Annotated in this window: 24 protein-coding genes; 10 read left to right on the top strand and 14 right to left on the bottom strand. The window is 71.8% G+C overall.

Annotated features, from left to right (window positions below):
- Positions 1-177 precede the first annotated feature (177 nt).
- Positions 178-531 carry a hypothetical protein gene (locus BpN12_RS32805; protein WP_246796235.1) on the bottom strand — a complete coding sequence of 118 codons (354 nt, stop codon included), beginning with the start codon at positions 529-531 and terminating at the stop codon, positions 178-180.
- Positions 532-981: 450 nt separating this feature from the next.
- Between BpN12_RS32805 and BpN12_RS32800 the strand changes: the two genes are divergently transcribed.
- Positions 982-1,752 carry a phytanoyl-CoA dioxygenase family protein gene (locus BpN12_RS32800; protein ID WP_246796234.1) on the top strand — a complete coding sequence of 257 codons (771 nt, stop codon included), beginning with the start codon at positions 982-984 and terminating at the stop codon, positions 1,750-1,752.
- Positions 1,753-1,861: 109 nt separating this feature from the next.
- Here the strand turns inward: BpN12_RS32800 and BpN12_RS32795 are convergent, their stop codons facing one another.
- The gene (locus BpN12_RS32795; protein ID WP_246796233.1) at positions 1,862-2,068 is read right to left on the bottom strand and encodes a DUF3185 family protein; all 207 of its coding nucleotides are present in this window, start codon (positions 2,066-2,068) and stop codon (positions 1,862-1,864) included.
- A 186-nt stretch (positions 2,069-2,254) separates the two neighbouring features.
- Between BpN12_RS32795 and mgrA the strand changes: the two genes are divergently transcribed.
- The gene (gene mgrA / locus BpN12_RS32790; RefSeq protein WP_246796232.1) at positions 2,255-3,298 is read left to right on the top strand and encodes an L-glyceraldehyde 3-phosphate reductase; all 1,044 of its coding nucleotides are present in this window, start codon (positions 2,255-2,257) and stop codon (positions 3,296-3,298) included.
- Between the two features lie 101 nt (positions 3,299-3,399).
- On the opposite strand, the gene BpN12_RS32785 is transcribed toward mgrA, so the two are convergent.
- The 3 genes from BpN12_RS32785 to BpN12_RS32775 form a co-directional block, all read right to left on the bottom strand.
- The gene (locus BpN12_RS32785; protein ID WP_042626264.1) at positions 3,400-3,585 is read right to left on the bottom strand and encodes a hypothetical protein; all 186 of its coding nucleotides are present in this window, start codon (positions 3,583-3,585) and stop codon (positions 3,400-3,402) included.
- A gap of 90 nt (positions 3,586-3,675) precedes the next feature.
- Positions 3,676-4,641, bottom strand: coding sequence for a DMT family transporter (locus BpN12_RS32780; protein ID WP_246796231.1), 966 nt, complete (start codon positions 4,639-4,641; stop codon positions 3,676-3,678).
- Between the two features lie 404 nt (positions 4,642-5,045).
- Complete coding sequence (locus BpN12_RS32775; protein ID WP_246796230.1) at positions 5,046-6,320, bottom strand: MFS transporter; 1,275 nt, start codon at positions 6,318-6,320, stop codon at positions 5,046-5,048.
- A gap of 449 nt (positions 6,321-6,769) precedes the next feature.
- Here BpN12_RS32775 and BpN12_RS32770 point away from each other — a divergent pair, with 449 nt between their 5' ends.
- Positions 6,770-6,982, top strand: a complete 213-nt coding sequence (locus BpN12_RS32770) for a hypothetical protein (protein WP_006402972.1) — start codon at positions 6,770-6,772, stop codon at positions 6,980-6,982.
- A gap of 40 nt (positions 6,983-7,022) precedes the next feature.
- Positions 7,023-8,054, top strand: a complete 1,032-nt coding sequence (locus BpN12_RS32765; protein WP_246796229.1) for a serine/threonine protein kinase — start codon at positions 7,023-7,025, stop codon at positions 8,052-8,054.
- A 130-nt stretch (positions 8,055-8,184) separates the two neighbouring features.
- Here the strand turns inward: BpN12_RS32765 and BpN12_RS32760 are convergent, their stop codons facing one another.
- Together BpN12_RS32760 and BpN12_RS32755 are read right to left on the bottom strand one after the other, a co-directional pair.
- Positions 8,185-9,603 carry a coniferyl aldehyde dehydrogenase gene (locus BpN12_RS32760; protein WP_246796228.1) on the bottom strand — a complete coding sequence of 473 codons (1,419 nt, stop codon included), beginning with the start codon at positions 9,601-9,603 and terminating at the stop codon, positions 8,185-8,187.
- A 54-nt stretch (positions 9,604-9,657) separates the two neighbouring features.
- A complete protein-coding gene (locus BpN12_RS32755) occupies positions 9,658-11,334 on the bottom strand; it encodes an isovaleryl-CoA dehydrogenase (protein WP_246796227.1) in 1,677 nt (558 codons plus the stop codon).
- Positions 11,335-11,577: 243 nt separating this feature from the next.
- Here BpN12_RS32755 and BpN12_RS32750 point away from each other — a divergent pair, with 243 nt between their 5' ends.
- A complete protein-coding gene (locus BpN12_RS32750; protein WP_246796226.1) occupies positions 11,578-13,254 on the top strand; it encodes a GMC family oxidoreductase in 1,677 nt (558 codons plus the stop codon).
- 183 nt (positions 13,255-13,437) lie between these two features.
- On the opposite strand, the gene BpN12_RS32745 is transcribed toward BpN12_RS32750, so the two are convergent.
- Genes BpN12_RS32745 through fliF form a run of 6 tightly spaced genes read right to left on the bottom strand, consistent with a single transcriptional unit; the run spans position 13,438 to position 20,259 of the window.
- A complete protein-coding gene (locus tag BpN12_RS32745) occupies positions 13,438-14,862 on the bottom strand; it encodes a flagellar hook-length control protein FliK (RefSeq protein WP_246796225.1) in 1,425 nt (474 codons plus the stop codon).
- A 19-nt stretch (positions 14,863-14,881) separates the two neighbouring features.
- Entirely contained in the window at positions 14,882-15,346 is a 465-nt protein-coding gene (gene fliJ / locus BpN12_RS32740; RefSeq protein ID WP_246796224.1) for a flagellar export protein FliJ, read from the bottom strand.
- A 2-nt stretch (positions 15,347-15,348) separates the two neighbouring features.
- Positions 15,349-16,791 (bottom strand): flagellar protein export ATPase FliI, encoded by a 1,443-nt coding sequence (fliI, locus tag BpN12_RS32735; RefSeq protein WP_246796223.1) that lies wholly within the window; start codon positions 16,789-16,791, stop codon positions 15,349-15,351.
- A gap of 7 nt (positions 16,792-16,798) precedes the next feature.
- On the bottom strand, positions 16,799-17,485 hold the full coding sequence (fliH, locus tag BpN12_RS32730) for a flagellar assembly protein FliH (protein WP_246796222.1): 687 nt from the start codon (positions 17,483-17,485) through the stop codon (positions 16,799-16,801).
- On the bottom strand, positions 17,478-18,473 hold the full coding sequence (gene fliG, locus BpN12_RS32725; protein ID WP_246796221.1) for a flagellar motor switch protein FliG: 996 nt from the start codon (positions 18,471-18,473) through the stop codon (positions 17,478-17,480). The genes fliH and fliG overlap by 8 nt, the downstream gene beginning before the upstream one ends.
- Positions 18,463-20,259 carry a flagellar basal-body MS-ring/collar protein FliF gene (gene fliF / locus BpN12_RS32720; protein ID WP_246796220.1) on the bottom strand — a complete coding sequence of 599 codons (1,797 nt, stop codon included), beginning with the start codon at positions 20,257-20,259 and terminating at the stop codon, positions 18,463-18,465. Before fliF ends, fliG begins: the two co-directional genes overlap by 11 nt.
- A 301-nt stretch (positions 20,260-20,560) precedes the next feature.
- On the opposite strand from fliF, the gene fliE reads away from it, so the two are divergent.
- The 5 genes from fliE to BpN12_RS32695 all read left to right on the top strand — a co-directional run bounded on the left by fliE (position 20,561) and on the right by BpN12_RS32695 (position 23,958).
- Complete coding sequence (gene fliE / locus BpN12_RS32715; protein WP_246798065.1) at positions 20,561-20,899, top strand: flagellar hook-basal body complex protein FliE; 339 nt, start codon at positions 20,561-20,563, stop codon at positions 20,897-20,899.
- 143 nt (positions 20,900-21,042) lie between these two features.
- Complete coding sequence (gene fliS, locus BpN12_RS32710) at positions 21,043-21,480, top strand: flagellar export chaperone FliS (protein WP_198250885.1); 438 nt, start codon at positions 21,043-21,045, stop codon at positions 21,478-21,480.
- The gene (locus BpN12_RS32705; protein ID WP_246796219.1) at positions 21,477-21,809 is read left to right on the top strand and encodes a flagellar protein FliT; all 333 of its coding nucleotides are present in this window, start codon (positions 21,477-21,479) and stop codon (positions 21,807-21,809) included. Before fliS ends, BpN12_RS32705 begins: the two co-directional genes overlap by 4 nt.
- 308 nt (positions 21,810-22,117) lie before the next feature.
- Entirely contained in the window at positions 22,118-23,602 is a 1,485-nt protein-coding gene (gene fliK, locus BpN12_RS32700; protein WP_246796218.1) for a flagellar hook-length control protein FliK, read from the top strand.
- Positions 23,599-23,958 carry an EscU/YscU/HrcU family type III secretion system export apparatus switch protein gene (locus BpN12_RS32695; protein ID WP_246796217.1) on the top strand — a complete coding sequence of 120 codons (360 nt, stop codon included), beginning with the start codon at positions 23,599-23,601 and terminating at the stop codon, positions 23,956-23,958. Before fliK ends, BpN12_RS32695 begins: the two co-directional genes overlap by 4 nt.
- Positions 23,959-24,086: 128 nt before the next feature.
- Here BpN12_RS32695 and BpN12_RS32690 read toward each other — a convergent pair whose 3' ends face one another.
- Entirely contained in the window at positions 24,087-25,718 is a 1,632-nt protein-coding gene (locus tag BpN12_RS32690) for a rhomboid family intramembrane serine protease (protein ID WP_246796216.1), read from the bottom strand.
- Positions 25,719-26,111: the final 393 nt, after the last annotated feature.

Raw genomic sequence — 26,111 nt, 5'->3', positions numbered from 1 at the left:
CACTTCAGCGCAGCGTTTACAACCACTCCTTCCCCAAAACAAAAATGCCGTTCAGTTGCTTAACTGAACGGCATTACCGGCTTGCCGGGGTTTTTTCTTGGGCGCGCGTGGCGTGGTGAGGGGCGGGCCGTGATCGGACGGCGCATTGGCCAACCCATCGGCCGACGGTGGCCCGCCTCAACGCGCGCCGAACGCGAACCAGCCGGGGCTCGCCGACAGGCGCCGCGGGCGGTTGACGCGGCGGCGCGGGCCGTTTGCGCGACGCAGCGCGAGCAGGCGCAGCGACGACGGCTTGCGCAGCAGGGCCGGCAGGCCGAGCCGGCGCGCGCCGGCATGGGCGCGCATCGCCGCGAGGAACGAATGCAGCCAGGCGCGCAGGCCGTCGAAGCGCGGCGTCGATGCCACCGCGCGCGTCGCCAGCGCCCGGGTGCGCGCCTGATGATGGCGCAGGGTGCGGACGATGCGGCGGGGCTCGAGCTGGGAAAGACGTCGGGCGGCGCGGTGCAGGCGGGAGGTGAGACGGAAGGACATGACGATGTGACTTGGCTCGTAAAGGTGCCGGATCGGTTGCCCCACGGGCGGTCGGTGTTCGACACCTGAGTAAGGGTAGGCGCCGGGCGGACGCCGTTCTGGCGCGGCAGGCCCGGTTGGCCCGCGCCGGTCGACATGACAGGCGCCGACAGCCTACCGGCGATCCATGACGCCCAGAAGTCGAGACAACCCTGAGAGTGGCCCCGGGGCGGCGCGCGTTTCGCGCTTCGCGGGATTAGTCACACGGGGCGTCCGGCAGTTCCGCGATGGCGGCGGAAAGCGGGTAAAAAGCGGGCGGAAGCGGGACGAAAGCGCGCCGGCAGCCCTGCCGCGCCGGCAATCGGCCCGCGTGCCGCGAGATCCGGTCGCGGTCGTCGACAATGTTGGGTTCCGGATCGATCCGCGCCGTCTTACAATCGACGCATTCATAAAAACGACATCGAGCCAGCCATGTCCCCACAGCATTCGGAGTTGATTCGCGCCCAGATCGACGCATTGCGCGAACACGGTTATGTGATCGTTCCGGGGCTGGTTGCGCCCGAGACTTGCGCCGGATTGAAGGCGGTCGCCGAGCGCCAGTTGCGCGAAGCCGCCGAGCCGCTCGAATTCGAGGCGGACTTGCGCTATCCGGGCGCGCCGCAGTCGAAGGACGCGCCGGGCGGCCGTACCGTGCGCCGCCTGCTCGATGCCTACCAGCGCGCGCCCGAGTTCGCCGCGCGCGCCACCGCCCCCGAGATCGCCGCCTGGCTGCAGGCGTACTTCGGCGAGGCGGCGCTGCTTTCGCGCGCGCATCACAACTGCATGATGACGAAGCACCCGCGCTACGGCAGCCTGACCGGCTGGCACCGCGATTTCCGCTACTGGGCGTTCGAGCGCGCGGATCTGGTGTCGGTCTGGCTCGCGGTCGGCGCGGAGACCGACGGCAACGGCGCGCTGTGGCTCGTGCCCGGTTCGCATCGGGCCGAACTCGGCGCCGACTGTTTCGACGAGGCGAAGTTCTTCCGCGGCGACCTGCCCGCCAACCGCGCGTTGATCGAGCGCGCGGTGTGCCCCGAACTCGCCCCCGGCGACGTGGTGTTCTTCCACTGCAACACGCTGCATTCGGCCGGCCAGAACCGCAGCGACGAGGTGAAGTTCTCGCTCGTCTACACCTATCACGGCGAGAGCAACCGGCCGGTGCCCGGTTCGCGCTCGGCGTCGAAGCCCGACGTGAGGCTTTGACCGGCGGGAGCCGGACGCGGCGTCGGGGCCGTCGGCTCCGCCCGCGCCGGTTCAAGCGCGATGATTCAACCGCGGCTCACGCGCGACGGCTCGCGCGCGCCTCCGGCATTCAGCGCCGGCCGCCCGGCATCGCGAGGCCGATCAGGCCGGCCAGCATCGCGACCGCGCCGCCGGCGAACAGCAGGATCGTCTTGGTCGCCGGCGAGCCGGTGAAGAATCGCGACAGGCTGTCGTTGAACGAATGGAATGACTGGCCGCCGAAGTACAGCAGCACGATGCCGCCGACGATCAACGCGACCGAGATCGCTCGAGTCATGGATTGCTCCGCTATCACGCCTCATCAGGACGCCGCAGTGTAGGGTACCGGCGCCATGGCGTCCATCGCGCCGGGCAACGGCTGCGCGAACGCGGCCGGCCCGCTACCATGGCCGGCATGCGCTTCCCGTCCGCCCGCCGGCATCGCCCGGCGGGCGCCTTCACGACTCGACCGAGAGCACCCCCGATGGCCTACGAAGCAGCTTCCCACCGTTACGCGGACATGCCGTATCGCACCTGCGGCAAGTCCGGTCTCAAACTGCCGGCGCTGTCGCTCGGCCTCTGGCACAACTTCGGCGATACCACGCCGCTCGCGACGCAGCGCGAGATCCTGCGCACCGCGTTCGATCTCGGCATCACGCATTTCGATCTCGCCAACAACTACGGGCCGCCCTACGGCAGCGCCGAAACCAACTTCGGCCGGCTGCTGAAGGACGACTTCCGCCCCTACCGCGACGAGCTGCTGATCTCGACCAAGGCCGGCTGGGACATGTGGCCGGGGCCCTACGGCAGCGGCGGCGGCTCGCGCAAGTACGTGCTGGCGAGCCTCGACCAGAGCCTCGCGCGGATGGGCCTCGACTACGTCGACATCTTCTACTCGCATCGCTTCGATGCCCACACGCCGCTCGAGGAAACCGCGAGCGCGCTGGCCACCGCCGTGAAGCAGGGCAAGGCGCTCTACGTCGGCGTGTCGTCGTATTCGGCCGGCAAGACGCGCGAGATCGCCGCGCTGCTGGCCGAGGAGCGCATCCCGCTGCTGATCCACCAGCCTGCCTACAACCTGCTGAACCGCTGGCCCGAGCAGGCGCTGTTCGATGCGCTCGACGAGACGGGCGCGGGCAGCATCGCGTTCACGCCGCTCGCGCAGGGGCTGCTGACCTCGAAATACCTGAACGGGATTCCCGACGACGCGCGCGTCAACAAGCCCGGCGGCGGTTCACTGAAGGCCGAGCATCTGAGCGCGCAGAACCTCGACCACGTGCGCAAGCTCAACGTGATCGCCGTGCGGCGCGGCCAGAGCCTCGCGCAGATGGCGCTCGCCTGGGTGCTGCGCGGCAACCGCGTGACCTCGGCGCTGATCGGCGCGAGCCGGCCCGAGCAGGTGCGCGAGAACGTCGGCGCGCTGACGCGGCTCGACTTCACGGCCGAGGAACTGGCCGAGATCGATCGCTACGCGACCGAAGGCGGAATCAATCTGTGGGAAAAGCCGTCGACCGATCAGGCGCTGTGACGGCAAGTGCGCCGCGCGGCTGCATGGCGTGAGAGAAAAGAGGAGGACGCGCGCCGCGAGCGCGCGCCGTTCAACGACGGATCAATCGTGGAGTGCTTGCGCTAGATCAGCGCGGGCAGCCCCTCGACCAGCAGCAGCGCGACGCCCACCCCAAGCATCGCGCCAAGCACGCGCAGCACGTTGTGCCGCATATGATGCGTGCCGCACGGCACCGCGCCGAAGAACAGCGCGCCGGCCAGCGCCATCGGAATCAGAAGGATGAAATCGCCGATCGTGAAGTAGCTCATGTTCGTCTCCCGGCTTGATTCGACCCGCCCGTGAAGTGCGGGCGGTTGATTCAAGTATAGGTAACGAAATCGTGAATTTCGCGTTCCGGATTATTGCGAATCCGGAGAAACATCTTCCGCAACTGATCGATGAGCGCGGCACGATGCTTCGCTTTCCGAAGCATGACGGCGAGCTTTCTTTTTCCGCATCGCACGATCGGGCGCATGCCGGAACACCAGTGCGAGCCCGGCGAGGATCGCGGCCATGCCGGCGAGTTCAGGCAGCCCGGGCAGGTGGCCGAAACCGAGCGCGTCCATCAGCGTGGTGACTACCGGCACCAGATAGAACAGGCTCGTCACGTTGACGGCGTCGCCGTCGCGCATCAGGCGATAGAACAGCATCTGACCGGCCACCGAGATCACGAGGCCGAGCCAGAGCACGGCGGCGATGAGCGGCCACGAGCCGTCGAACGCGAACGGCGCGCTCGACAGCGGCAGGCACAGCGCGCTCATCGCCACGCCGATCGCGGTCTGCAGCGCGAGGCCGTCGGCGGGCGCCACGCCGCTGCGTTTCTGCAGCAGCGCGCCGGCGGTGATCGCCACCAGCGCGGCGAGTGCGAAGCCCGCGCCGGCCGCCGACACGCCGCCGCCGGCCAGGCCGCGCCAGACCACCAGCGCGAGGCCGAGCAGCGCGAGCAGCAGGCCGGCGCCACGCGGCGCGGACCAGCGCCGCTCGACCAGCGCGAGCGTGAGGATCGGCTGCGCGCCGAGCAGCGTGGCGAGCATGCCCGGCGTGATGCCGTGTTCGAGCGCGAGCAGATAGCCGATCGAATAGACGCCCATCAGCAGGCCGATCACGGCCGTGATGCGCCGCCCGCCGCGCGGCGGCAGCCAGCGGCCGCGCCAGCAGGCGACGGCGGCCAGCGCGAGCGAGGCGAGCGCGAAGCGCGCGATCAGGAACGCGAGCGCGGACGCATGGCGCACGCCGAGTTCGGCGAAGATCGCGCCGCTGCTCCACAGCAGCACGAACAACGAAGTGGTGAAATGCGCGGTGACCGCGCGTTGAACGGAACGCATGGTGATCCCTTGTCGATCGAGGTCGCGAACGGCCGCGCGCACCGCCGCGCGTCGAGGACGTCGCGCACGAACGGCGGGCGGGACCGCAGGAGAAAAGCGGAAAACGCGGCGCGGGTCAGCCGCGCCGGGCCGCGCGATGCGGCGGCGGCGCGCCGAGGCGCGGCGGATCGACAGGGGGAGGCGGGGCCGCTTGCGCGCGCACCCGCCGCCGCACGAGCGGCGGCGGGCAATCGGCGAGGTGAGCATGTGCGGCAGACCGCATGGTTCGGAAACCGTGGATGACGTGACGAGCCCTCACGTTAGCGCAGGGCGGGGACGTTCGGCAAGCGTTGCATGCGTGCGCTCGTGCATTCACGCGGGCGGGAAGCAGGCGGGCGGCCGCCGGCTTCGGGGCCGCTGCCGGCTCAGGCCGCCCCGACGCGTTCCCGCGCGCGCAGCCAGCGCGCCGCGACGAAGCCGGCCGCGAGCAGCGCGGCAACCAGCGCCGCGACGCCGGGCCAGCCCGATGCGCTCCAGAAGTGGCCGCCGAGCGAGCCGATCACGCTTGAGCCCACGTAGTACGAAAGCAGGTACAGCGCGGCGGCCTGCCCCTTGCCCTCGGTGGCGAGCCGCCCGACCCAGCCGCTCGCGACCGAGTGGCCGGCGAAGAAGCCGAACGTCACGCAGGCGATACCGGCCGCGATCGCGGCCACCGGCGTGAGCAGTGTCAGCGCGACGCCCGCGCCCATCATCACGATGCTCACCATCAGCACGCGGCCGCGCCCGATCGAATCGGCCATCCGTCCGGACCATGGCGAGGCGAACACGCCGACCAGATAGACCACGAAGATCGCGCCGATGGTGGCCTGGTTCATCGCGTAGGGCGGCGCGAGCAGCCGGTAGCCGATGTAGTTGTAGAGCGTGACGAAGCTGCCCATCAGCACGAAGCCCATCAGGAACAGCGCCGGCAGCTCGCGGCGCCCGGTCAGGTGCCGCGCCAGCGCGCGGCGATGATGCGCGAGGCCGAGCCCGCGGCGCGGCGTGAAATGGCGCGAGGCCGGCAGCAGCGCGCGAAACGCCAGCATCGACAGCAGCCCGAGCACGCCGATGCCGGCCACCGCGATGCGCCAGCCGAACCACTCGGCGAGCATGCCGGTGATCACGCGCCCGGCCATGCCGCCGATCGCGGTGCCGCCCACGTAGAGCCCCATCGCGAGCCCGAGCCCGTCCGGATGCACTTCCTCGGCGAGATAGGCCATCGCCACGGCCGGCACGCCGCCGAGCGAGAGCCCGGTGAGCGCGCGCAGCACCAGCAGCTCGTGCCAGTGCGGCACGAACGCGGCCGCGAGCGTGAACAGCGACGAGGCGGTCAGCGAGGCCGTCATCAGCCGGTGCCGGCTCAGGCCTTCGGAGACGAAGCCGGCCACGAAGATCGCGATCGCCAGCGCGGCCGTCGCGAACGACAGCGACAGGCTGCTCTGCGCGGGGCTCACGTCGAACGCGCCCGAGAATTCCGGCAGCAGCGGCTGCACGTAGTAGAGCAGCGAGAAGGTGGCGTAACCGGCGAACAGCAGCGCGATGGCCGCGTGCCAGTAGCCGCGCGTGCCGCGCTCGAGATACGGCGGCGGTGACGAGGACGACGGCTCGGATTGGGCGGGACGGCGGCTGGCCGGCTCCGGCGATCCGGGTGATGCACTCACGCTGGGACTCCCTGCAACGAACGAAAACCGCAACGATACGCCGGTTGCCTGCTTTATGTCGTCTGACGGTGTCGTCCGGACGTGTTGTCCGAATGCATCGTTCGAACGCGTCGCCCGGATCGGCCGGCATGGCGCGCGCAGCACGGAATGTCGCTTATGGCATCGGCGGTCGGCCGTCTCGCGCAAGGCCGATGATGGTGCGTTCTGCTGAGCGTCACATCTGTCGGGTTATGATGGCACTGCGCCGGACGGGGTTCCGGCGTGGCCGTGCCGTCCCGGAAAACGGGGGCGGGGCGGCCGGATCGTGTTTTTGCGATCTTTTTATTTTCATAAACGCGATTCCCATCCACGCGGGAATCGGTTGACAATGGATGCGCGTCCAGGCCTTCGGGCAGCGCGTCCGGGTATTCGCGGCCGGGACTCCGGCCGGCTTTGAGTGGGGAAACATCATGCATGTCGGTTCGATTGTCTGCACTACCCATATCGCCGTCCCGAAGGGCGCCCGGGGCATCGTCCAGCGCATTCTCGGTGACATGGCGATGGTGACCTGGTACGCCGGCGTGCCTGGCGAATCGAAGGAACTGAACACCGAGCCCTTCTTTCTCGAGGACCTGATCGACACCGGCGAATCGGTGCTGCCGGCGGGCGCCGCGATTCACTGAGCGCTCGTCAAGCCGCCCCGCGCGCGGCACAATGCGGGGCATGACCGACGACCATTCCGAACCCTCCGAGGCCGGCGCGAGCGCCGGCCTGCCATTTGCGGGCCTGACGCCCGAACGCGTGCTCGACGCGCTCGACAGCGTGCTGATGCCGGCCGGTCTGCGCACCGACGGCCGCCTGCTCGCGCTGAACAGCTACGAGAACCGCGTCTACCAGGTGGGCGTCGAGGACGGGCCGCCGGTCGTCGCGAAGTTCTATCGGCCGCAGCGCTGGTCCGACACGGCGATCCTTGAGGAGCACGCGTTCGTCGCCGAACTCGCCGCGCGCGAGATCCCGGCGGTCCCCGCGCGCGAACTCGACGGCCGCACGCTGCACGCCTTCGAAGGGTTCCGCTTCTCGGTGTTCGAACGCCGCGGCGGGCGCGCGCCCGAGCTGGACCGGCGCGACACGCTCGAATGGCTCGGCCGCTTCATCGGCCGCATCCACGCGGTGGGTGCCACCACCGCCTACGTCGAGCGGCCCACGCTCGACATCCGCAGCTTCGGCTACGATTCGCGCGACACGCTGCTGGCCGGCGGCGTCGTGCAGGACGACGTGCGTCCCGCCTACGAGACGGTGCTGGCGCTGGCGCTGGAAGGCGTCGAGGCCGCGTTCGCGCGCGCGGGCGAGGTGCGGATGCTGCGCGCGCATGGCGACTGCCATCCGAGCAACGTGCTGTGGACCGACGCCGGCCCGCATTTCGTCGACTTCGACGACAGCCGGATGGCGCCCGCGATCCAGGATCTGTGGCTGCTGCTGCCGGGCGACCGCGCCGGCGCCTCGGCCGCGCTGGCCGACCTGCTGGCCGGCTACGAGGACTTCTGCGAGTTCGATCCGCGCGAGCTGCATCTGGTCGAGGCGCTGCGCACGCTGCGCCTGATCCATTACTCGGCGTGGCTCGCGCGGCGCTGGGACGATCCGGCCTTCCCCGCGGCATTCCCATGGTTCAACACGCAGCGCTACTGGGAAGCGCGCGTGCTGGAACTGCGCGAGCAGATCGGCGCGATGCAGGAAGGCCCGCTCTGGCCGGTCTGAACTGACCGGCGGCTCGTAGGCGCGGGCCGCCCCGCGCGGTTGTCACAAGCCGTCCGCCGCGCGGCGTCGGCATCGGCATCGAACGCGGCGGCCGCTCCGGCCGCCCTTGCACCGCGCCGCGCGTGCGGCCTCAGAACCTCAGCATCAGCTTCATCAGCGCCGCGAAGCGCCGGCCGTAGGGCGGCAGCAGCAGGTTGCGCGCGTTGAAGCGCGCCTGCGTGAGCACCGGCTTCAGCTTCGAGAACGTGACGAAGCCGTCGTAGCCGTGATACGCGCCCATTCCGCTCGCGCCGATGCCGCCGAACGGCAGCGAGCCGCAGGCGATGTGCATCAGCGTCTCGTTGATCGACACGCCGCCCGAGATCGTCTCGCGCATCACGCGATCGATGCTCGCGCGCGATTCCTCGAACAGGTACAGCGCGAGCGGCCGCGGCCGCGCATTTACGTAGGCGATCGCCTGGTCCAGCGTGTCGTAGGGCACGATCGGCAGCAGCGGCCCGAAGATTTCCTCCTGCATCAGCGCGGCGGCGTCGGGCGCGCGCGTGACGGCCAGCGGCGCGAAGCGGCGCCGCGCCGGATCGGCCGCCGCGTCGGTCAGCGGATGCAGCGCCGCGCCGCCGGCCCGGGCCTCGGCGGCCAGCCGTTCGAGCCGCGTGAAATGGCGCTCGGAGACGATCGAGGTGTAGTCGGCGTTGTTCGCGAAGTCGGGATAGAGCTTCGCGATGCGCGCGCGGGCCCGCGCGATGAACGCGTCCTCCTTGCCGCGCGGCACCAGCACGTAGTCGGGCGCGATGCAGGTCTGGCCCGCGTTCAGCGTCTTGCCGGCGACGATCGCGTCGACCGCGTTGTCGAAGCGCGCGCCCGGCCCGATGATCGCGGGCGACTTGCCGCCGAGTTCGAGCGTGACCGGCGTCAGGTGCTCGGCGGCCGCGCGCATCACGTGCCGGCCCACCTGCGTCGAGCCCGTGAACAGCAGGTGGTCGAACGGCAGCGCGCTGAACGCGGCGCCCACCTCGGCGTCGCCGTTCACCACCGCGACGTGCTCGCGCGAGAAGGTCTTCGCGATCAGCGTCTCGAACAGCTCGCCGGTGCGCGGCGTCAGTTCGGACATCTTGAGGATCGCGCGGTTGCCGGCGGCGAGCGCGCAGATCAGCGGGCCGGCGGCGAGCAGCACCGGATAGTTCCACGGCGCCACGATGCCGACCACGCCGAGCGGCTGCGGGATCACGCCGGCGCGCGCCGGCATCAGCCACTTGTTCATCGGGCGGCGGCGCGGGCGCATCCAGCGCCGGCCGTGCCGCAGCGCGTCGTCGATTTCCTCCTTGGCCATCCAGATCTCGGAGAGCAGCACCTCCTGTTTCGCGCGATGGCCGAAGTCGGCGCTGATCGCCTCGGCGAGCGCGTCGGCATGCTCGAGCAGCATGGTGCGCAGCGTGCGCAGATGGCCCGCGCGGGTGTCCCACGACGGATACGGCGCGCGCAGGAACGCGGCGCGCTGGTCGTGCAGCAACGCGTCGAGCGTCGCGAGGCCGGGCAGGTCGTTTTTCATCTCGTCTCCTCGGAGCGGCCGGCGGCCCGAGGTCGGGCCGGCCCGGGCCGCGGGTCAGGCCGGGAACGCGCGCGCCACCAGCGCGCCGTGATCGAAGCTCGCGGGCAGCGTACCGTAGACGCGTCCCGCCTCGGGGCTCGCCGCGCCGAGGCGCGTCGCGATGAACGCGTCGGCCACCTCGGCGGGCGCGTGGCGCGCCAGCAGCGCGGCCTGCGCGATCAACGCGATGCGCTGCGCGATGCGTCGCGCCGAGGCCTCGCGGGCCTCGGCCGGCGCGGCCAGCGTCGCGAGCAGATCGTCGAGCGCGCGCAGCACCTCGCGCCGCTCGCCGAGATCGGCGCGCCAGGCGGCGACGAGCGCGGCGGCCGCGTCGGGCTCGCGTTCGATCGCGCGCAGCACGTCGAGGCACATCACGTTGCCGGAGCCTTCCCAGATCGAGTTGACGGGCGCCTCGCGATAGAAGCGCGCCATCGGGCCGGTCTCGACGTAGCCGTTGCCGCCCCACACCTCCATCGCCTCGCCGGTGAATTCGAGCGCGCGCTTGCAGACCCAGAACTTCGCGGCCGGCGTGACGATGCGGCGCCAGCCGCGTGCCTCGGCGTCGTGGCCGTCGTCGTGCTCGACCGCGTCGGCGAGGCGCATGAACAGCAGCGTGGCGGCCTCCGATTCGAGCGCGAGATCGGCCAGCACGTTGCGCATCAGCGGCTGGTCGGCGAGCCGGCGGCCGAACGCGTGGCGGTGCCGCGTGTGGTGGATCGCCTGCACGAGAGCGGCGCGCATCAGCGCGGCGCTGCCGATCACGCAGTCGAGCCGCGTCAGGTTCGCCATCTCGATGATGGTCGGCACGCCGCGGCCCTCGTCGCCGACCATCACGCCGTAGGCATCGAGGAACTCCACCTCGCTGCTCGCGTTCGAGCGGTTGCCGAGCTTGTCCTTGAGCCGCTGGATCTGCACCGCGTTCTTCGCGCCGTCGGGCGTGAAGCGCGGCACGTAGAAGCACGAGATGCCGGCGTGGTCCGACGTGCGCGCGAGCACCAGATGCGCGTCGCATTGCGGCGCCGAGAAGAACCACTTGTGGCCCACCAGCCGGTAGGCCTCGCCGCGCCCGCCCGCGCCGAGCGCGAACGCGCGCGTCTCGTTGCTGCGCACGTCGGAGCCGCCCTGTTTCTCGGTCATGCCCATGCCGATCATCATCGAGCGCTTCGCCGCGAGCGGCACGTCGCGCGGATCGTGCTCGCGCGTGTAGAGCCGCTCGCGCAGCGTCTCGAACAGGGCCGGTTCCCGTTGCAGCACGGGGATGCTCGCGAACGTCATGGTCAGCGGGCAGAGCGACCCCGATTCGAGCTGTGCGTGCAGGAAATAGCCGGCGCAGCGCGCGGCCATCGCGCCGGCGCGCGGCTCGGCAAACGGCAGCGCGTGCAGGCCTTCGCCGCGCAGCAGCGCGAGCAATTGGTGCCAGCTCGGGTGGAATTCCAGCGCGTCGAGCCGCTCCCCGCGCGGGCTGTGCGTGATGAGTTCGGGCGTGTGGCGGTTGGCGAGTTCGGCCAGCGCGAGCGTGTCGGGCGTGGTCAGCGCCGCGCCGTGGCGCGCCAGCGCCGTTCGATGCCAGGGCGCGCCGTGCCGCTCGACGGCGGCCGCGAGCGCGAGGTCGGTTTCAAACGCGTTGTAGTCGGTGAGCGGCGGGGCCTGATTCGTGACCTGATGCGTGGCCGCCGGTGCCTGCTGATCCATGCCGGTGTCTCCCACGGTGTCTCTCATTTCGCGGCGCGCTCAGGCGCGAAACCGCCCGCTGCCGCGCGAGGCGAATCCGGCCATCTTACGGCCGCGCGCGCCCGGCGTTTAGAGGAATCGCTCTTGATTCCGTGCGCCGCGCCGCGCGTCGCGTTCCTACAATGCGCGAACATTACAGGCGATAGCGCCGCTCGCCGAACAAGGCGAAGCCGGTCACTGTTCATGACATGAAGGAGACATGACATGCAGTACGACTATCTGATCGTGGGTGGCGGATCGGGCGGCGCGAGCCTTGCCGCGCGCCTCGCCGACGCGTGCCCCGACGCCACCGTCGCGCTGATCGAGGCGGGCGGCGACAACCGGCGCAACCTGCTGGTCAACCTGCCGATGGGCATCGCCGCGCTGGTGCCGTACCGGCTCGGCACCAACTACGGCTACCAGACGGAGCCGCAGGCCGGGCTCGGCGGGCGGCGTGGCTACCAGCCGCGCGGGCGCGGGCTGGGCGGCTCGAGCGCGATCAACGCGATGATCTACACGCGCGGCCATCCGCTCGACTACGACGAATGGGCCGCGCTCGGCTGCACCGGCTGGGGCTGGCAGGAGGTGCTGCCCTACTTTCGCCGCGCCGAGGGCAACCAGCGCGGCGCCAGCGAATGGCATGGCGCCGACGGGCCGCTGACGGTGTCCGACCTGCGCTTTCGCAATCCGTTCGCACAACGATTCATCGACGCGGCGCACGCGGCCGGCTATCCGCTAAACGACGATTTCAACGGCCCTGAGCAGGAGGGCGTCGGCTTCTACCAGGTCACGCATCGCGACGGCGCGCGCTGCAGCGTGGCGCGCGCCTATCTCTACGACCAGCCGCGCGGCAACCTGCGGATCCTGACCGGCGCCACCGTGCTGCGCGTGGTGTTCGACGGCAAGCGCGCGGCCGGCGTGACGCTCGAACGCGGCGGCAGGATCGAGACGATCGGCGCGCGCGCCGAGGTGATCGTGGCGGCCGGCGCGTTCAACTCACCGCAACTGCTGATGTGCTCGGGCATCGGGCCGGGCGAGTCGCTGCGCGCGCACGGCATCGAGGTGGTCCACGACGCGCCCGAGGTCGGACGCAACCTGATCGACCATATCGACTTCATCATCAACAAGCGCGTGGATTCGACGGAGCTGGTGGGGATCTGCCTGCGCGGGCTTGCGAAGATGACGCCACAGCTGTTCCGCTGGCTCTCGAAGCGCGACGGCATGATGTCGAGCAACGTCGCCGAGGCGGGCGGCTTCCTCAAGAGCGCGCCGGGGCTCGACCGCCCCGACCTGCAGCTGCATTTCTGCACCGCGCTCGTCGACGATCACAACCGCCACATGCATTGGGGCTTCGGCTATTCGCTGCACGTCTGCGCGCTGCGGCCGTGGAGCCGCGGCACCGTCACGCTGGCGAGCGGCGACGCGCGCGAGGCGCCGCGCATCGACCCGCGCTTCCTCAGCGACGCGCGCGATCTCGAGCTGCTGATGACGGGCGCGAAGGCGATCCGCCGGATCCTGGCGGCCGAGCCGCTCGCCTCGCAAGGCGGGCGCGAGCTCTACACCGACCCGGCCGACGACGACGCCGCGCTGCGCGCGGCGATCGTCGCGCACGCGGACACCATCTATCACCCGGTCGGCACCTGCCGGATGGGCGGCGACGCGGCGTCGGTCGTCGATCCGCAGTTGCGCGTGCGCGGCGTGACGGGGCTGCGCGTGGTCGATGCGTCGGTGATGCCGACGCTGATCGGCGGCAACACGAACGCGCCGTCGGTGATGATCGGCGAGCGCGCGGCCGATTTCATCGTGGCCGCGCGGCGCGGGGCCGAGCCGCAGCGCGTCGAGAACGTGGTGCCGGTGATGCCTGTCGCGGCGGCGGCTGGCGGGGGGATGTCGGGCGGGTAAAGCGTGGGCAACGATGACGCGCGGCGCTGGGGCCGGCGCCCGGAGCGGGCGGCGTGACGACAGCCTGAAGGCGGCCGCGGGCAGGAAGTCACGACCGCGGGCAGAATGGGCGGGCCGGCCCGGCGTCCGATCGTCCGCGGACTGCCCGGCTCTCCGACGCCGACCCGCCAACTCTGGAGGTGCTTACGCGAACGTATCGACCATCCCGACGCGCTGCTGCGTCGCGCCGCTGGACGACGTCGCTGCGATCCCGGCGAGCGCGTCGTCGCCCGTCCCGCCCGATCCGAGCCCGCCGCCCGCGCGTCGCGTCGCGCTTGCGCCCGACGATTGCCGTTGCGCGTCCTGGCGGGCGAATCCGGCGCCGCCGTCGCTGACGTTGGCGCTGCCGAGGCTCAGGCCGCCCGCTTCCATCGCTTCGCGCAGCTTCGGCAGCGCGGCCTCGACGCCTTCGCGCACCTGCGGATGCTGCGACACGAACAGCGCATGCGCGTGGTTGTCGGCCACGTTGAGCACCACCTGCAGCGGGCCGAGGTCCGGCGGATTCAGCGTCAGCTCGGCGCTTTGCTGATGCGCGTTCGACAGGAACACCACCTTCTGGCTCAGCGCGTCGCTCCAGTCGGGACTGCCCACGCGCGGGCCGATGGTCGCTTCGGCGGCGGCCGCGCCGGCGGTGGTGGCGGCGGCCGTCTGCGCGAGCGGCGTGGCCTGCTGCGAGGCGGCGGCGGCCAGCGCGGTCTGGGCCGCGTTCGGATCGGCCGAGGTGATCGCCGTGGTGTCGACGTGCTGCGTGTTGGCCGACGAACCGGCGGCGGCGTTGGCCGCGGCCGCGTAGGCCGACGAGCCGGACGGCGAGACCGCGTTGGCCGGATTGTGATCGGCGCCCGCGGCGCCATTGCCGGTGGCGGCCAGATGCGCGCCGGCCTGTCCGCCCGCGGCGCTGCTGCCGCCAGTGCCGCCGCGTGCGGACAGCATCGGTGCCGCCGCGCCGTTGGCGCCGCCGTTCTGCAGGTGATCGAGCGCGGCCTGCAGCGCGTTCGCGACCGAGTTGCCGTTCGCGCCCGCGCCGGCCGCGGCGGTCTGCGCCGCGGCGCTGCCGGCCAGCGCGGCGGCTGCCGCGTTCGCGTCGGCCTTGCCGGTCGCGGCCGCGTTGGCGGCGAGCGCGGCGGCGGCCGTATCGGCGGCGCTGCCGTCCGCGGCGTTGCCGTTGGCCGCGTCCTGGCGTGCCTGCAGCTGCGCCTGCACCGCCGCGGCGGCCGCGAGCGCGGCGGCCTCGGCCGGCGTGGTCGCGGTCTGCGCATCCTGCGTATCCGTGCTGTCGTCCTTGTCCGATGCGTGGTGGCCGCGGTGCGGGCGCACCGAGCCGTCGCCCGAGGTGTCCTGGGTGGTGGTGGCGGCCGCCTGCTGCTGTTGCGGCGCGCTCGGCTGCTGCGGCGCGGGCTGCGCCGGCTTCGGCTGGCCCTGCTGGCTCGCCACGCTCTGCTGCAGCGTCTGCGAGAACGGCGTCGAGCTCTGCGCGGCGGCGTTCGCGTCGCTCGCGCGCGAACTCTGGCTGGCGCGGGTGGCGGAGAGGGTGTCGAGCAGCGATGCGCTCAGGGAAGTGGCGGCCATGGCGGTGTCTCGTTCCAGTTTATTTGGAGGATTGCGCGGCGGCGTCGGCGCGCATGCGCAGCACTTTGGCTGCGTGTTCGTCGGCGTCACGCTGTTCGCGTTTCGCCGCGCGTTGCTCATCCTGCGCGACGCCGCGTGCCTGCAGGATTTCATAGGAACCGAGCGTGCGCTTCCTGGCCTGCCACTCGGGGCGCGTGGCCTCGATGCGGGCGTCGGCCGCGGCGACGATGCGGCGCTGCTGGCCGATCGCCGCGTCGAGCGTATCGATGAACGACTGGAAATTGCGCATGCTGCCGGCCGGCATGCCGGCCTGCGCGTCGGCGGCGAACCGCTCGTGGTATTCGTCGCGATAGCGCAGCAGCGAGTCGAGCTGGGCGACCGCGGCGGTGCGGTCGCGCTGCGCGAGGCCGAGCTGCTTGGTCGCGTTGTCGAGGTCTTCCTGCGCGCGATCGAGCAGGATCTGCAGCGGAAAACGTGCGGTCATCGTCAGCCTCCTTCACCCGGGAACAGCGCGTCGAGCGCGGCCATGCAGGACGCGAACGGCGCGCATTCGCGAAAGCCCTGCTGCAGGAACGCCTCGATGCGCGGATACAGCGCGATGGCGCGGTCGAGCTGCGCGTCGCGCCCCGCCGCGTAGGCGCCCACCGCGATCAGGTCGCGGTTGCGCTGGTAGCGCGAGAGCATCTGCTTGAAGCGGCGCACGCGATCGAGATGGCGGTCGTCGATCAGCGCGGTCATCGCGCGGCTGATCGACTGCTCGATGTCGATCGCCGGGTAGTGGCCGGCCTCGGCGAGCTGGCGCGACAGCACGATGTGGCCGTCGAGGATCGCGCGCGCCGAATCGGCGATCGGGTCCTGCTGGTCGTCGCCCTCGGTCAGTACCGTGTAGAACGCGGTGATCGAGCCGCCGCCCTCGGGGCCGTTGCCGGTGCGCTCGACGAGCGCCGGCAGCTTGGCGAACACCGACGGCGGATAGCCCTTGGTGGCGGGCGGCTCGCCGATCGCGAGCGCGATCTCGCGCTGCGCCATCGCGTAGCGCGTGAGCGAATCCATCAGCAGCAGCACGTGCTTGCCCTGGTCGCGGAAATATTCGGCCAGCGAAGTCGCGTAGGCGGCGCCCTGCATCCGCAAGAGCGGCGAGACGTCGGCCGGCGCGGCCACCACCACCGAGCGCGCGAGGCCGTCCTCGCCGAGGATCTGCTCGATGAATTCCTTCACTTCGCGGCCGCGCTCGCCGATCAGGCCGATCACGATCACCTCGGCGCTGGTGTAGCGCGCCATGGTGCCGAGCAGCACCGACTTGCCGACGCCCGAGCCCGCGAACAGGCCCATGCGCTGGCCGCGGCCGACCGTCAGCAGCGCGTTGATGGCGCGCACGCCGACGTCGAGCACGTGGTGGATCGGCTCGCGTTCGAGCGGATTGATGGTGGGCGCGGACAGCGGCGCGTCGAGTTCCGAGCCGAGCGGGCCGAGCCGGTCGAGCGGGCGGCCCGAGGCATCGACCACGCGGCCCAGCATCTGCCAGCCTACCGGCAGGCGCTTGGCGCCCGTCATCGGGTCGGCCACTGGCGCGCGTTCGAGCGGCCAGACGCGCGCGCCGGGCAGCACGCCGGCGACTTCGGTGGTCGGCATCAGGAACAGGCGATCGCCGGCGAAGCCGACCACTTCGGCCTCGGCCACCGGCAGCGTGCTGCCGGGCGGCAATTCGATGGTGCATTCCGAGCCGACCGCGAGACGCAGCCCGGTGGCTTCCAGCACCAGGCCCGCGGCGCGCGTCAGGCGCCCGCAGGGGCGCAGCGGCAGCGCCAGCGCGCCGCGTTCGCGCAGCGCGCCGAGCCGGCCGCGCCAGTGGGCGATGTGCGGATTGGCGGCGATCGCGGCGGCGGCCGGAACGGGGCGGGCGTCGGGGGCGGAAGCGGGGGCGGTCATGACCGGCTCACCATTCGCTCGTGTGGCCGAGCGCGGCGGCCACGCGCTCCCAGCGCGTGGGCAGCGTCGCGTCGATCTCGCCGGAGGCGGCCTGGGCGCGGCAGCCGCCGCGCTCGATGGCCGGATCGGTGCGCACGCTCCAGCCGAGCGCGTCGAGTTCTTCCTGCAGGTAAGCCTCGATGACGGGCAGGTCGGCGGGACTCACCACCAGCTGCGGCGCGCCGGCGAGCGCGGGCTCGGCGGCCAGCGTCTCGCGCGCGGCGGCCAGCACCGTGCCGGGGTCGAGCTGCACGTGCTGCCGCACCACCTGCTGCGCGATGTCGAGCGCGAGCTGGGCGAGTTCGTCGGCCAGGCCGTCGCGCGCGCCGAGCAGCGCCTCACTGAACGAGGCGGCCAGCGTGGCGAGCTTGACGGCCTCGGCGCGCATCTCGGCGCGGCCGATCTCCATGCCCTCGGCGTAGCCGGTGTCGTAGCCGGCGCGCTGGCCGATCGCGAGCCCTTCGGCATGGCCGCTCGCCATGCCTTCCGCGTGCGCGGCGTCGCGCACGCGCTGCAATTCGAGCGCGAGCGCGGCCGCGGCCGCCTCGCCGTTGTCCTCGACGGGCGGCGGCGGCGGTTTCGGATCGAACGATGCCATCTCCCACCGCTGGTACGCGGTGAGCGTGGCGGCACCGGCGCGCGCGCGTTCAGACATACGCGTCTTCCGCCTTGCCGCCGATCACGACCTGCCCCTGCTCGGCCAGCGTGCGCACGATCTGCAGGATCTTGCGCTGCTGCTGCTCGACCTCGGAGACGCGCACCGGGCCGCGCGAGTCGAGATCCTCGGCCAGCAGTTCGGCCGCGCGTTGCGACATGTTCGACAGGAACTTCTGGCGCAGCGGCGGTTGCGCGCCCTTCAGCGCGACGATCAGCGTTTCCGACTCGACTTCCTTCAGCACCAGCTGGATCGCGCGATCCTCGAGGTCGAGCAGGTTCTCGAACACGAACATCTCGTCGATGATCTTCTGGGCCAGGTCGGCGTCGTAGACGCGCACGTTCTCGAGCACCGACTCCTCGTGCGTGCTGGTCATGAAGTTCAGGATTTCGGCCGCGGTGCGGATGCCGCCCATCGGGCTGCGCTTGAGGTTGTCGCTGCCCGACAGCAGCGTGGTCAGCACCTCGTCGAGCTCGCGCAGCGCGGCCGGCTGGATGCCGTCGAGCGTGGCGATCCGCAGCAGCACGTCGTTGCGCAGCCGCTCGGTGAAGCAGGACGCGATCTCGGAAGCCTGGTCGCGGTCCAGGTGCACGAGGATGGTGGCGATGATCTGCGGATGCTCGTTCTTGATCAGCTCGGCGACCGCGGCCGAGTCCATCCACTTGAGGCCCTCGATGCCGCTGGTGTCGCTGCCCTGCAGGATCCGGTCGATGATCACGCCGGCGCGGTCCTCGCCGAGCGCCTTGGTCAGCACCGAGCGGATGTATTCGCCGGAATCGAGCGAGAGCGCCGAGTGCTTCTCGGCCTCCGAGACGAACTCCTTGAGCACGTCGTCGAGCTGCTCGCGCGTGACGTTCTTCAGCGTGGCCATCGTCACGCCGATCTTCTGGACCTCGCGCGGGCCCAGGAACTTGAACACCTGCGCCGCTTCTTCCTCGCCGATCGACATCAGCAGCAGCGCGCTCTTGATCAGGCCTTCAGCGCTCATCGGACACCCAGTTCTTGACGACCGTCGCGACGATCTTCGGATCCTGCCGAGCGATCATCTTCGCGTAGTCTAGGTTGCGTTCATAGCGGTGCTTGTCGGCCTCGAACGCCAGCAGCGCCGCCTCGGGCGAGTCCTCGGCAACCACCGAGTCGGGCGCCGGCAGGCCGTCGAGCGCGGGCTCGTCGGGGCCGCCCAGCGCGGCCAGCGCCGGGTTCGCGACCACCGGCTCGGGCGGCGGGAACGCGCGGCGCATGGCCGGGCGCACGAACATGAAGTACAGCGCGACGGCCGCCACGGCGATGCCGAGCCACTTCGCGGCGTCCTTGGCCAGCGCGATCATGTCGGGCTGGCGCCACCACGGCAGGTTGGCGAGCGGATCGGCGGTGGTGGTGAACACGCTGTTGACCACGTTCACCGAGTCGCCGCGCTTCTCGTCGTAGCCCATCGCGTCCTTCACCAGCTGCTCGACCTGCTTGAGCTTGTCGGCCGTGAGCGGCTGCATCGTCACGTGGCCCCGGGCGTCGACCACCGGCAGGTTGTTGACCACCACCGCCACCGACAGCCGCTTGATGCCGCCCGTCGGCGCCTCGGTGTGGCGCACCGTCTTGTCGAGCTCGTAGTTGGTGGTCGAATCCTTGTGGTCGCTGATCGGCGTGGGCGGGGTGCCGGCCGCGCCGCTCGCGCCCGTGATCGGCGCCGAGGCCGGCTGCGGCGGCGTGTTCGACAGCGCGCCGGGCACGCCGCTCGCGCCGCTCTGCGCGTTCTCGGTGGACGACGAGGTCTGCTGGCTGCGGATCGCCGCCTGCTGCTGCGTGCCGTTCGGCGCGTAGCTCTCCGAGGTCTGCTCGCTCTTCGTGAAGTCGATGTCGGCGCTGACCTGCGAGCGCGTGTTGCCGGCGCCGAACATCGGCGCGAGGATCGCGTCGATGCGCTTCTGCGTGTTGTGCTCGACCTGCTGCACGTACTTGAGCTGGTTCGCGTCGAGCCCCGACGACGACGGCTGCTGGCTCAGCAGGTTGCCGTCCTGGTCGACGATCGTGACGTTCTTGGCCGGCATGTCGGGCACGCCCGAGGCCACCATGCGCGTGATCGCGAGCACCTGACCGTCGTCGAGCACGCGGCCCGGGTAGAGATCGATGAACACCGAGGCGCTCGGCGCTTCGCGATCGCGCACGAACACCGACGGCTTCGGGATCGCCAGATGCACGCGCGCGCTGCGCACCGCGTTGATCGAGGCGATGGTGCGCTCCAGCTCGCCTTCGAGCGCGCGCTGGTAGTTGACCTGCTCGGCGAACTGGCTGATGCCGAACTTCTGGTTGTCCATCAGCTCGAAGCCGACCGAGCCGCCCTTGGGCAGGCCCATCGCGGCCAGCTTCAGGCGCGTCTCGTGAACCTGGCTGGCCGGCACCAGGATCGCGCCGCCGGCGTCGGCGAACTGATAGGGAATGTTGGCTTGCTGCAGTGCGGTAATGATCGCGCCGCCGTCGCGGTCCGACAGGTTGCTGTACAGCACCTTGTAGTCGGGCGCGCGGCTCCAGAGCACCAGCGCGACGATCGCGGCGATCACCAGCGCGGTGATGATCACGAACGGCAGTTTCGGGTTGGTGCGCATCCGCGACAGGCCGGGCAGCCCGGAGAAGCGTTCGGCGAAACCGCCCATGCCGAAGTCCGCGCCGCCCGCGCCGGCGCCCGGCAACGTGCCGGCCGCGGCGGTCGCGTTCGGCGACGTGCCGGCGACGGCGTTGCGCGCGTCTGGGTTGATCAGCGAGTTGGCCTGCGAATCCATGCGTCGGGGTTCTCCACAGCGGGCTGCCGCTCGACGAGCGGACGGACAATGACACGATCCGATTATCCGGCCGGCGTCCCGTGGCGATCGCGGGAACAGAGCCGAGTTTTCCCCGTACTTCACCCGCTTCGCGTGCCGGGCGCTTGCTATGCTTGGTCCCAATCCGGCATTTCGTCGCCGCCGCGCGCCCGCCAGCACCGTGCCAGTGCGGCATGGCGAGGTGGTGGGAGGGCCGGACCGATTTCCGGCCGATGCCGGCTCCTTTTCCCGTGTTTTTTCCGAATCCTTCTGCGGAGACCCCATGACTGCGCCCGTCAACGGTATTGCTTCGGCGCTGCAACAAATGCAGGCGATGGCGGCCCAGGCCGCGGGCGGCACGCCCGGCGCCGCGCTGGCCGGTAACGGCGCGGCCACCGCGAGCAGCTTCGCGGGCGCGCTGAAATCGTCGCTCGACCGGATCAGCGAGGCCCAGGCCACCGCCGCCGGCGAGGCCAAGGCGTTCGAACTCGGCGCGCCGAACGTGTCGCTGAACGATGTCATGATCGACGGGCAAAAGGCCAATATCGGCCTCCAGTTCGGCCTGCAGGTGCGCAACAAGCTCGTCAGCGCGTACAACGACATCATGCAGATGTCGGTCTGACCCCAAAACGGCGCATCCCCCCGCGCCGTCGACGCGCTAAAGCTTTCCCCGTCCTTACCGATAACGCCGGTAATAGCCCGCGCGACGCATGCCGTCGCGACGGGCTTCCCGCACAGACACGAACGCACTACAGGAGGGCCACCATGTTTTCCCCAGGACACGCTGGAGCCAGTGCCTACGCGCGCGTCGGCGTCGAGACAGGGGTGATGGGCGCGTCCCCGCATCGCCTGATCGCGATGCTGTACGAAGGCGCGCGCAAGGCGATCGTCCACGCTCGCCTGCACCTGGCCTCGGGCAACGTGGCGGCGCGCGGCGAGTCGATCAGCAAGTCGATGCGCATCATCGAGAGCGGCCTGCAGCAGTCGCTCGACGTGAAGGCCGGCGGCGAGATCGCCGAGCGGCTCAACGCGCTGTATTCGTACATGCTGCGCCGCCTGCTGGAGGCGAACGTGAGCGCCAGCGACGCGATCCTGCTGGAGGTGGACGGCCTGCTCGCGACGCTCGAGGAAGCCTGGGCCGGCATTGGCCCCGAAGTCGCCCGGATGATGACGCCACAAGCCCAGCCGGAAGTGACTCGATGAATCGCAAGGCAGCCTATCTCGCTCGCTACGAGGCGATCGCGGACGTATCCGGCCGGATGCTCGCGGCCGCGCGCGGCGCCGACTGGCCGGCGGTCGACGGGCTGCAGGCCGAGTACCAGACGCTCGTCGACGGCCTGAAGGCCGCCGAGGAAGGCGTCTTGCTGGACCCCGCCGAGCGCGGACACAAATATTCGCTGATCCGCCGGATCCTCGCCGACGACGCGGCGATCCGCGATCTCGCGAGCCCGGAGGTCGCGCGGCTGTCGGCGCTGTTCGAGGCGGGCCGCTCGACGCGGATGCTGAAGGATATCTACCAGGCGCGCCGCTGAACGCGGATGCGCCGGCACTGCCGCGCTGCGGTGTGCGAGCGCCGGCGGAGTCGGCGGATTCGGCTGGATGGCAGGACCGGCAGCGTGGCCGGGCGGTTCGCCGCGCGGGGCCGCGCCGGCGAGCGGTGCCGCCGGCCACGAAGCCGGCGAAGGGGGGCGCAACGGGTGGCAATGGGGTTGGCGAGGGCCGTGGTCGGCGCGCCGCCCGGTCGGTGGCCGCGCGTTGCGTTGGATGGATACGCGTTCGCCGCGCAGACGGCGACCGCCACACCGATAGATGCCGGCCGCGCGCCGCGCGGGGAATCACGATGACCGGGATCGACGCCGTTACCGCCGCCATGCTCGCCAGCCGGATCGACAGCCTGCTCGAGGGCGGCGTGTCGGCCGGCGCGGCAGCCACCCAGGTCGGCGTTTCGACGGGCGCCACCCGCGGCGCCACCCAGGCGCCGCTGCCGCCCACGACGCCGAGCCCGCCCGCGGCCTCCGTGCAGACCGACCTGTCGAGCGTCGCGCTGACGCTCGACGCGATTTCCCGTTATGGCGGCGACGCCACGCCGGTGGTGATCGGCAGCCTGCCGCTGCTGGCCGGGCCGCCCGTGCTCGATCCGGCCGCCCAGGCCGCCGCCGACGCGGCGGCGGCGGCCGCGGCTTCCGGCGGTGCCATGCCGCCCTCGGGGGCGGCGCAGACCGGCGCCCCGGCCGGTTCCGCCGCGACGGCATCGGGCTCGGCCGGTGACGCGGCTTCGGGCACGTCCGCCTCGGGCTCCGCCTCCGCCGGTTCGGCCGGTTCGGCTGGTTCAGCCGGCGCGGCGTCCGGCGCCGCGCCGGTGCTGCCGGGCGTCACCGAGGCGAGCGTCGCCGCGCTGGCCGCGGCGCTCTCGCGTGCCGTCTCCGGCAGCGGCCTGTTCTACGAATCCCATCTCTCGCAATGGCTCTCGGGCCAGCGCACCACCGCCGATCTCGCGCAGGAGCCGCAGACGCAGTTGACGCGCGGCGCCGGCACGCCCGCGCCCGGCGACGGTAGCCGGCCTGCCGCGCCGGCCTCCGGCGCGCCCGGCCAGGCGCCGGCGCAGGACGCGCGGCAGGCGGCGCCTGGCCAGTTCGGCGCGAGCGGCGCGCACGCCTATGCGTCGTTCGCGGCCGACGATGCCGCCGGCCGGCTGTTCGCCGCCACCGCGGGCCAGCCCGACGGTACGACGCCGGGCCAGGACGGCGCCGACGGGTCGGCGAACACCGCCGCGGCGATGGCCACCGTGCATCCGGCGACGCTGCCGCTGGTGCGCCAGCAGCTCGATCTGCTCGCCACCGAGCAGTTCCGCTGGGCCGGCGAGGCGTGGCCGGGCGCGCGGCTCGACTGGAGCGTCGAGCCGGACGGCGGCCAGGGCGCTCCGGCCGAGGCGCCGCTCGCCTGGCGCACGCGCCTGGTGCTGGCACTGCCGACGCTCGGCACGGTCGATGCGGAGCTGGTGCTGACCGGCTCGCAGGTGGTCGCGCGGCTGCGCGCCAACGAGGCCGGCGCCGCGAAGCTCAACGCGCGGGGCGACGCGCTGCGGCAGCGGCTGCTGGCCTCGGGGCTCGAACTGGGCGGGCTGTCGATCCGGTCGGTCGAGATCGCGCCCGACGCGTTCGACACGGCGGCCACGCGCGCCGCGGCCGCCGCCTACGGGCAGGCCGCCGCCGCGCAGCGCGCCGGCGCCGACGCGAAGCCGCGCGCGTCGTCCTCGGGTTTCGATCTTGGCGATTTCGACGACATCGACGAGTTCGGCCTGCACGACGACGGAGCGTGGCTGTGAGCGGCGCGGACAAGCGCCGCACCGCGGCCGCGCTGGTCTACGACCCGAAGGGCGGCGACGCGGCGCCGCGCGTGGTGGCCAAGGGCTACGGGCTGGTCGCCGAGATGATCGTCGCGCGCGCGCGCGAATCGGGGCTGTACGTCCACACGGCGCCCGAGATGGTGTCGCTGCTGATGCAGGTCGATCTCGACGACCGGATTCCGCCGGCGCTGTACCGTGCCGTGGCCGAACTGCTCGCCTGGCTTTACGCGCTCGAGCGGGCCGACGTGGCTGGCACCGAGGGCGGCGCGGAGAGTGGCGCGGACGGGCCGCCCGCGCCGCCTGCCTTCCCGGCGCTGCCGCAGCCACGGCGCTGAAGCCGCTACCCCCTTTATGATGACGCAGCCGGCCCGCTCGCGGTTGGGTTTGCGCTCGCGTCGAGTCTCGCCGCTGGCCGCCTTCCGGGTGCTGCCGCAGTCTTGGCGCTGACCGCCCGCTACGCCCGCTACGATTTCGCGGCCGGCCCGCTCGCGGCCGGGCTCGTGCCCGCATCGAGTCCCGCCGTCGCCGGAGCGCCATGCCGGGCGAGGCGCACGCCGCGCCGCATCGCCAGCTCGATACCCGCGACCGCCTTCGCGTCCGCGCGCCGCTCGGGCAGCGCCGGCGCGCGGCCGTCCCGGGCGTCGCTGCCGGTGGGCGAGCGCACCAGCATCAGCGCATAGGTGGTCGCCATCCGGCGCGCGTTGTCGAGCATGCCGAGGCCGGTCTCGCGCAGCGCGCGATAGGGCGAGCCGTCGGGCAGCGGCAGGCTCGACAGCACCGCATAGAGGTTGTTCCAGCGCGGCACGATATCGGTCATCACCTGGTTCGACACGGCGATGCGCTGCGCGTCGGTGTCGAGCGGCGCGTGCTGCAGCGCCACCAGCGCGCCGCCGATCTCGGCCGACGCGCCCGTCATCGCCATGTATTCGCGTGCGAAGCGCAGCTCCTGCGCGCGCGCGGCGCCGGGATGGGTGAGCGGATAGGCGAGCGTGAGCGCGAGCAGCGCGGCGACGCCGGCCGCGGTGGCGAGGTTCGCGCCGGCCGTCGCGTCGCGCGCGGCCGGGTCGGCGGGCGGCGCGAGCGCGAGCCCCAGCAGCAGCCCGGCGATCAGGCCGCCGAGGTGCGCGACGTTGTCGATGGCCGGATGCATCAGGCCGTTGTAGAGGCAATAGGCGAGGAAGCCGAACGCGAGCCGGCGCGGCCGTCCGGCGGCGGCGCCCGGCTCGCGGCCGCGCCGCAGCCGGTGGGCGAACAGCGCGCCGAACACGCCGAAGATCGCGCCCGACGCGCCGGCCGAGCACTGCATCGGGTCCTGCAGCGCGCTCGTCATGCCGGCGACCACGCCCGCGAACAGAAACAGCGAGAGCAGCCGCAGGCTGCCGTAGCGGCGCTCGGCGAGCGGCCCGAAACGGCCCAGCACCAGCAGGTTGACGCCCAGATGGAACACCCCGAAGTGCAGGAACGGCGCGGTCAGCAGCCGCCACCAGTCGCCTTCCAGCGTGTCCGGCCCGAAGTTGGCGCCCCAGCGAATCATGGCCGGCACGTCCGGGCGCAGCGCCGGCACGCCGTTCATGACCATCGCGAGGAACAGCAGCAGGTTGACCGCGATCAGGCTCCAGGTGACCCAGGCGAGCGGCTCGGCTTGGGCCAGCTCGGCGAAGCGCGCGGGCGCGTCGAGTTCGTGCGAGGAGAACGCGGAGGTGACCTGCATCGGCAGGCGCCCGGCGATCTGGCCGGCGGCGGCGGTGTCGGCGGCGAGCAGCACGATGCTGGAGGTGCCGTCGGGCGTGTGCAGGTCGAAGCAGACGCGCTTGCCGGCGGCGCTCGCATCGAAGATCTGCGCGCGCGGCAGCGCCAGATGGAACGGCGTGCCGCGCAGCAGGCCGCCCGTCGTGCCGTCGAGCGAGAGCGTGCCGGTGGCCGCGCCGAAGCTCAGCGTGCCGCTGCCCGGCAGGCCGCCGTGGCCGGCGCGCCGCGGCGTGCCGGCCGGACGCGGCTGCACCGAGAAGCGTACGCGGAACGTGTCGCTGGCACCCGGCGCCAAGGCGGCGGGCGCGAGCGGCGGCGAGCCCGGCGCGGATGCGATGTCGTTCATGAAATGTGCTGGCCCAGATTGTTGTCGTCTTGTCATGCCGGCCGCCATGAGGGTGCCGCCTCGCCAGGCGGGCGGCGGTGCGCGGCCGATGATTCCCCGTCGGTCGCGGCAGGTCCGGATGCTGTCGCGATTCTAGCGCCGCCACGGCGAATCCGCGCACCCGAAATGCATCGGACAACGAATTTCGTCCGATACGACATCGCGCCGTCATTTTGGCGGGCGACGATGCCGGCCCGACACATGACGGCGACCGTGCGGGCCACCGCGCAAGCCCTTGCATGGTGCGGTCCCCATGGCCCGCCCACCGGCGAATCGCGCCGGCCGTCACGGGAACGTCACGCCGTTGTCACGCCGCCCGGCGGCGCGGGCGGCCCGATGCCGCCATGCGCGGGA

It is taken from the genome of Burkholderia perseverans, assembly GCF_022870505.1.
GTDB classification, from domain to species: Bacteria; Pseudomonadota; Gammaproteobacteria; order Burkholderiales; family Burkholderiaceae; genus Burkholderia; species Burkholderia plantarii.
Note: the sequence above shows the minus strand (reverse complement) of the source record. Positions and strands in the feature narration are given on the sequence as shown.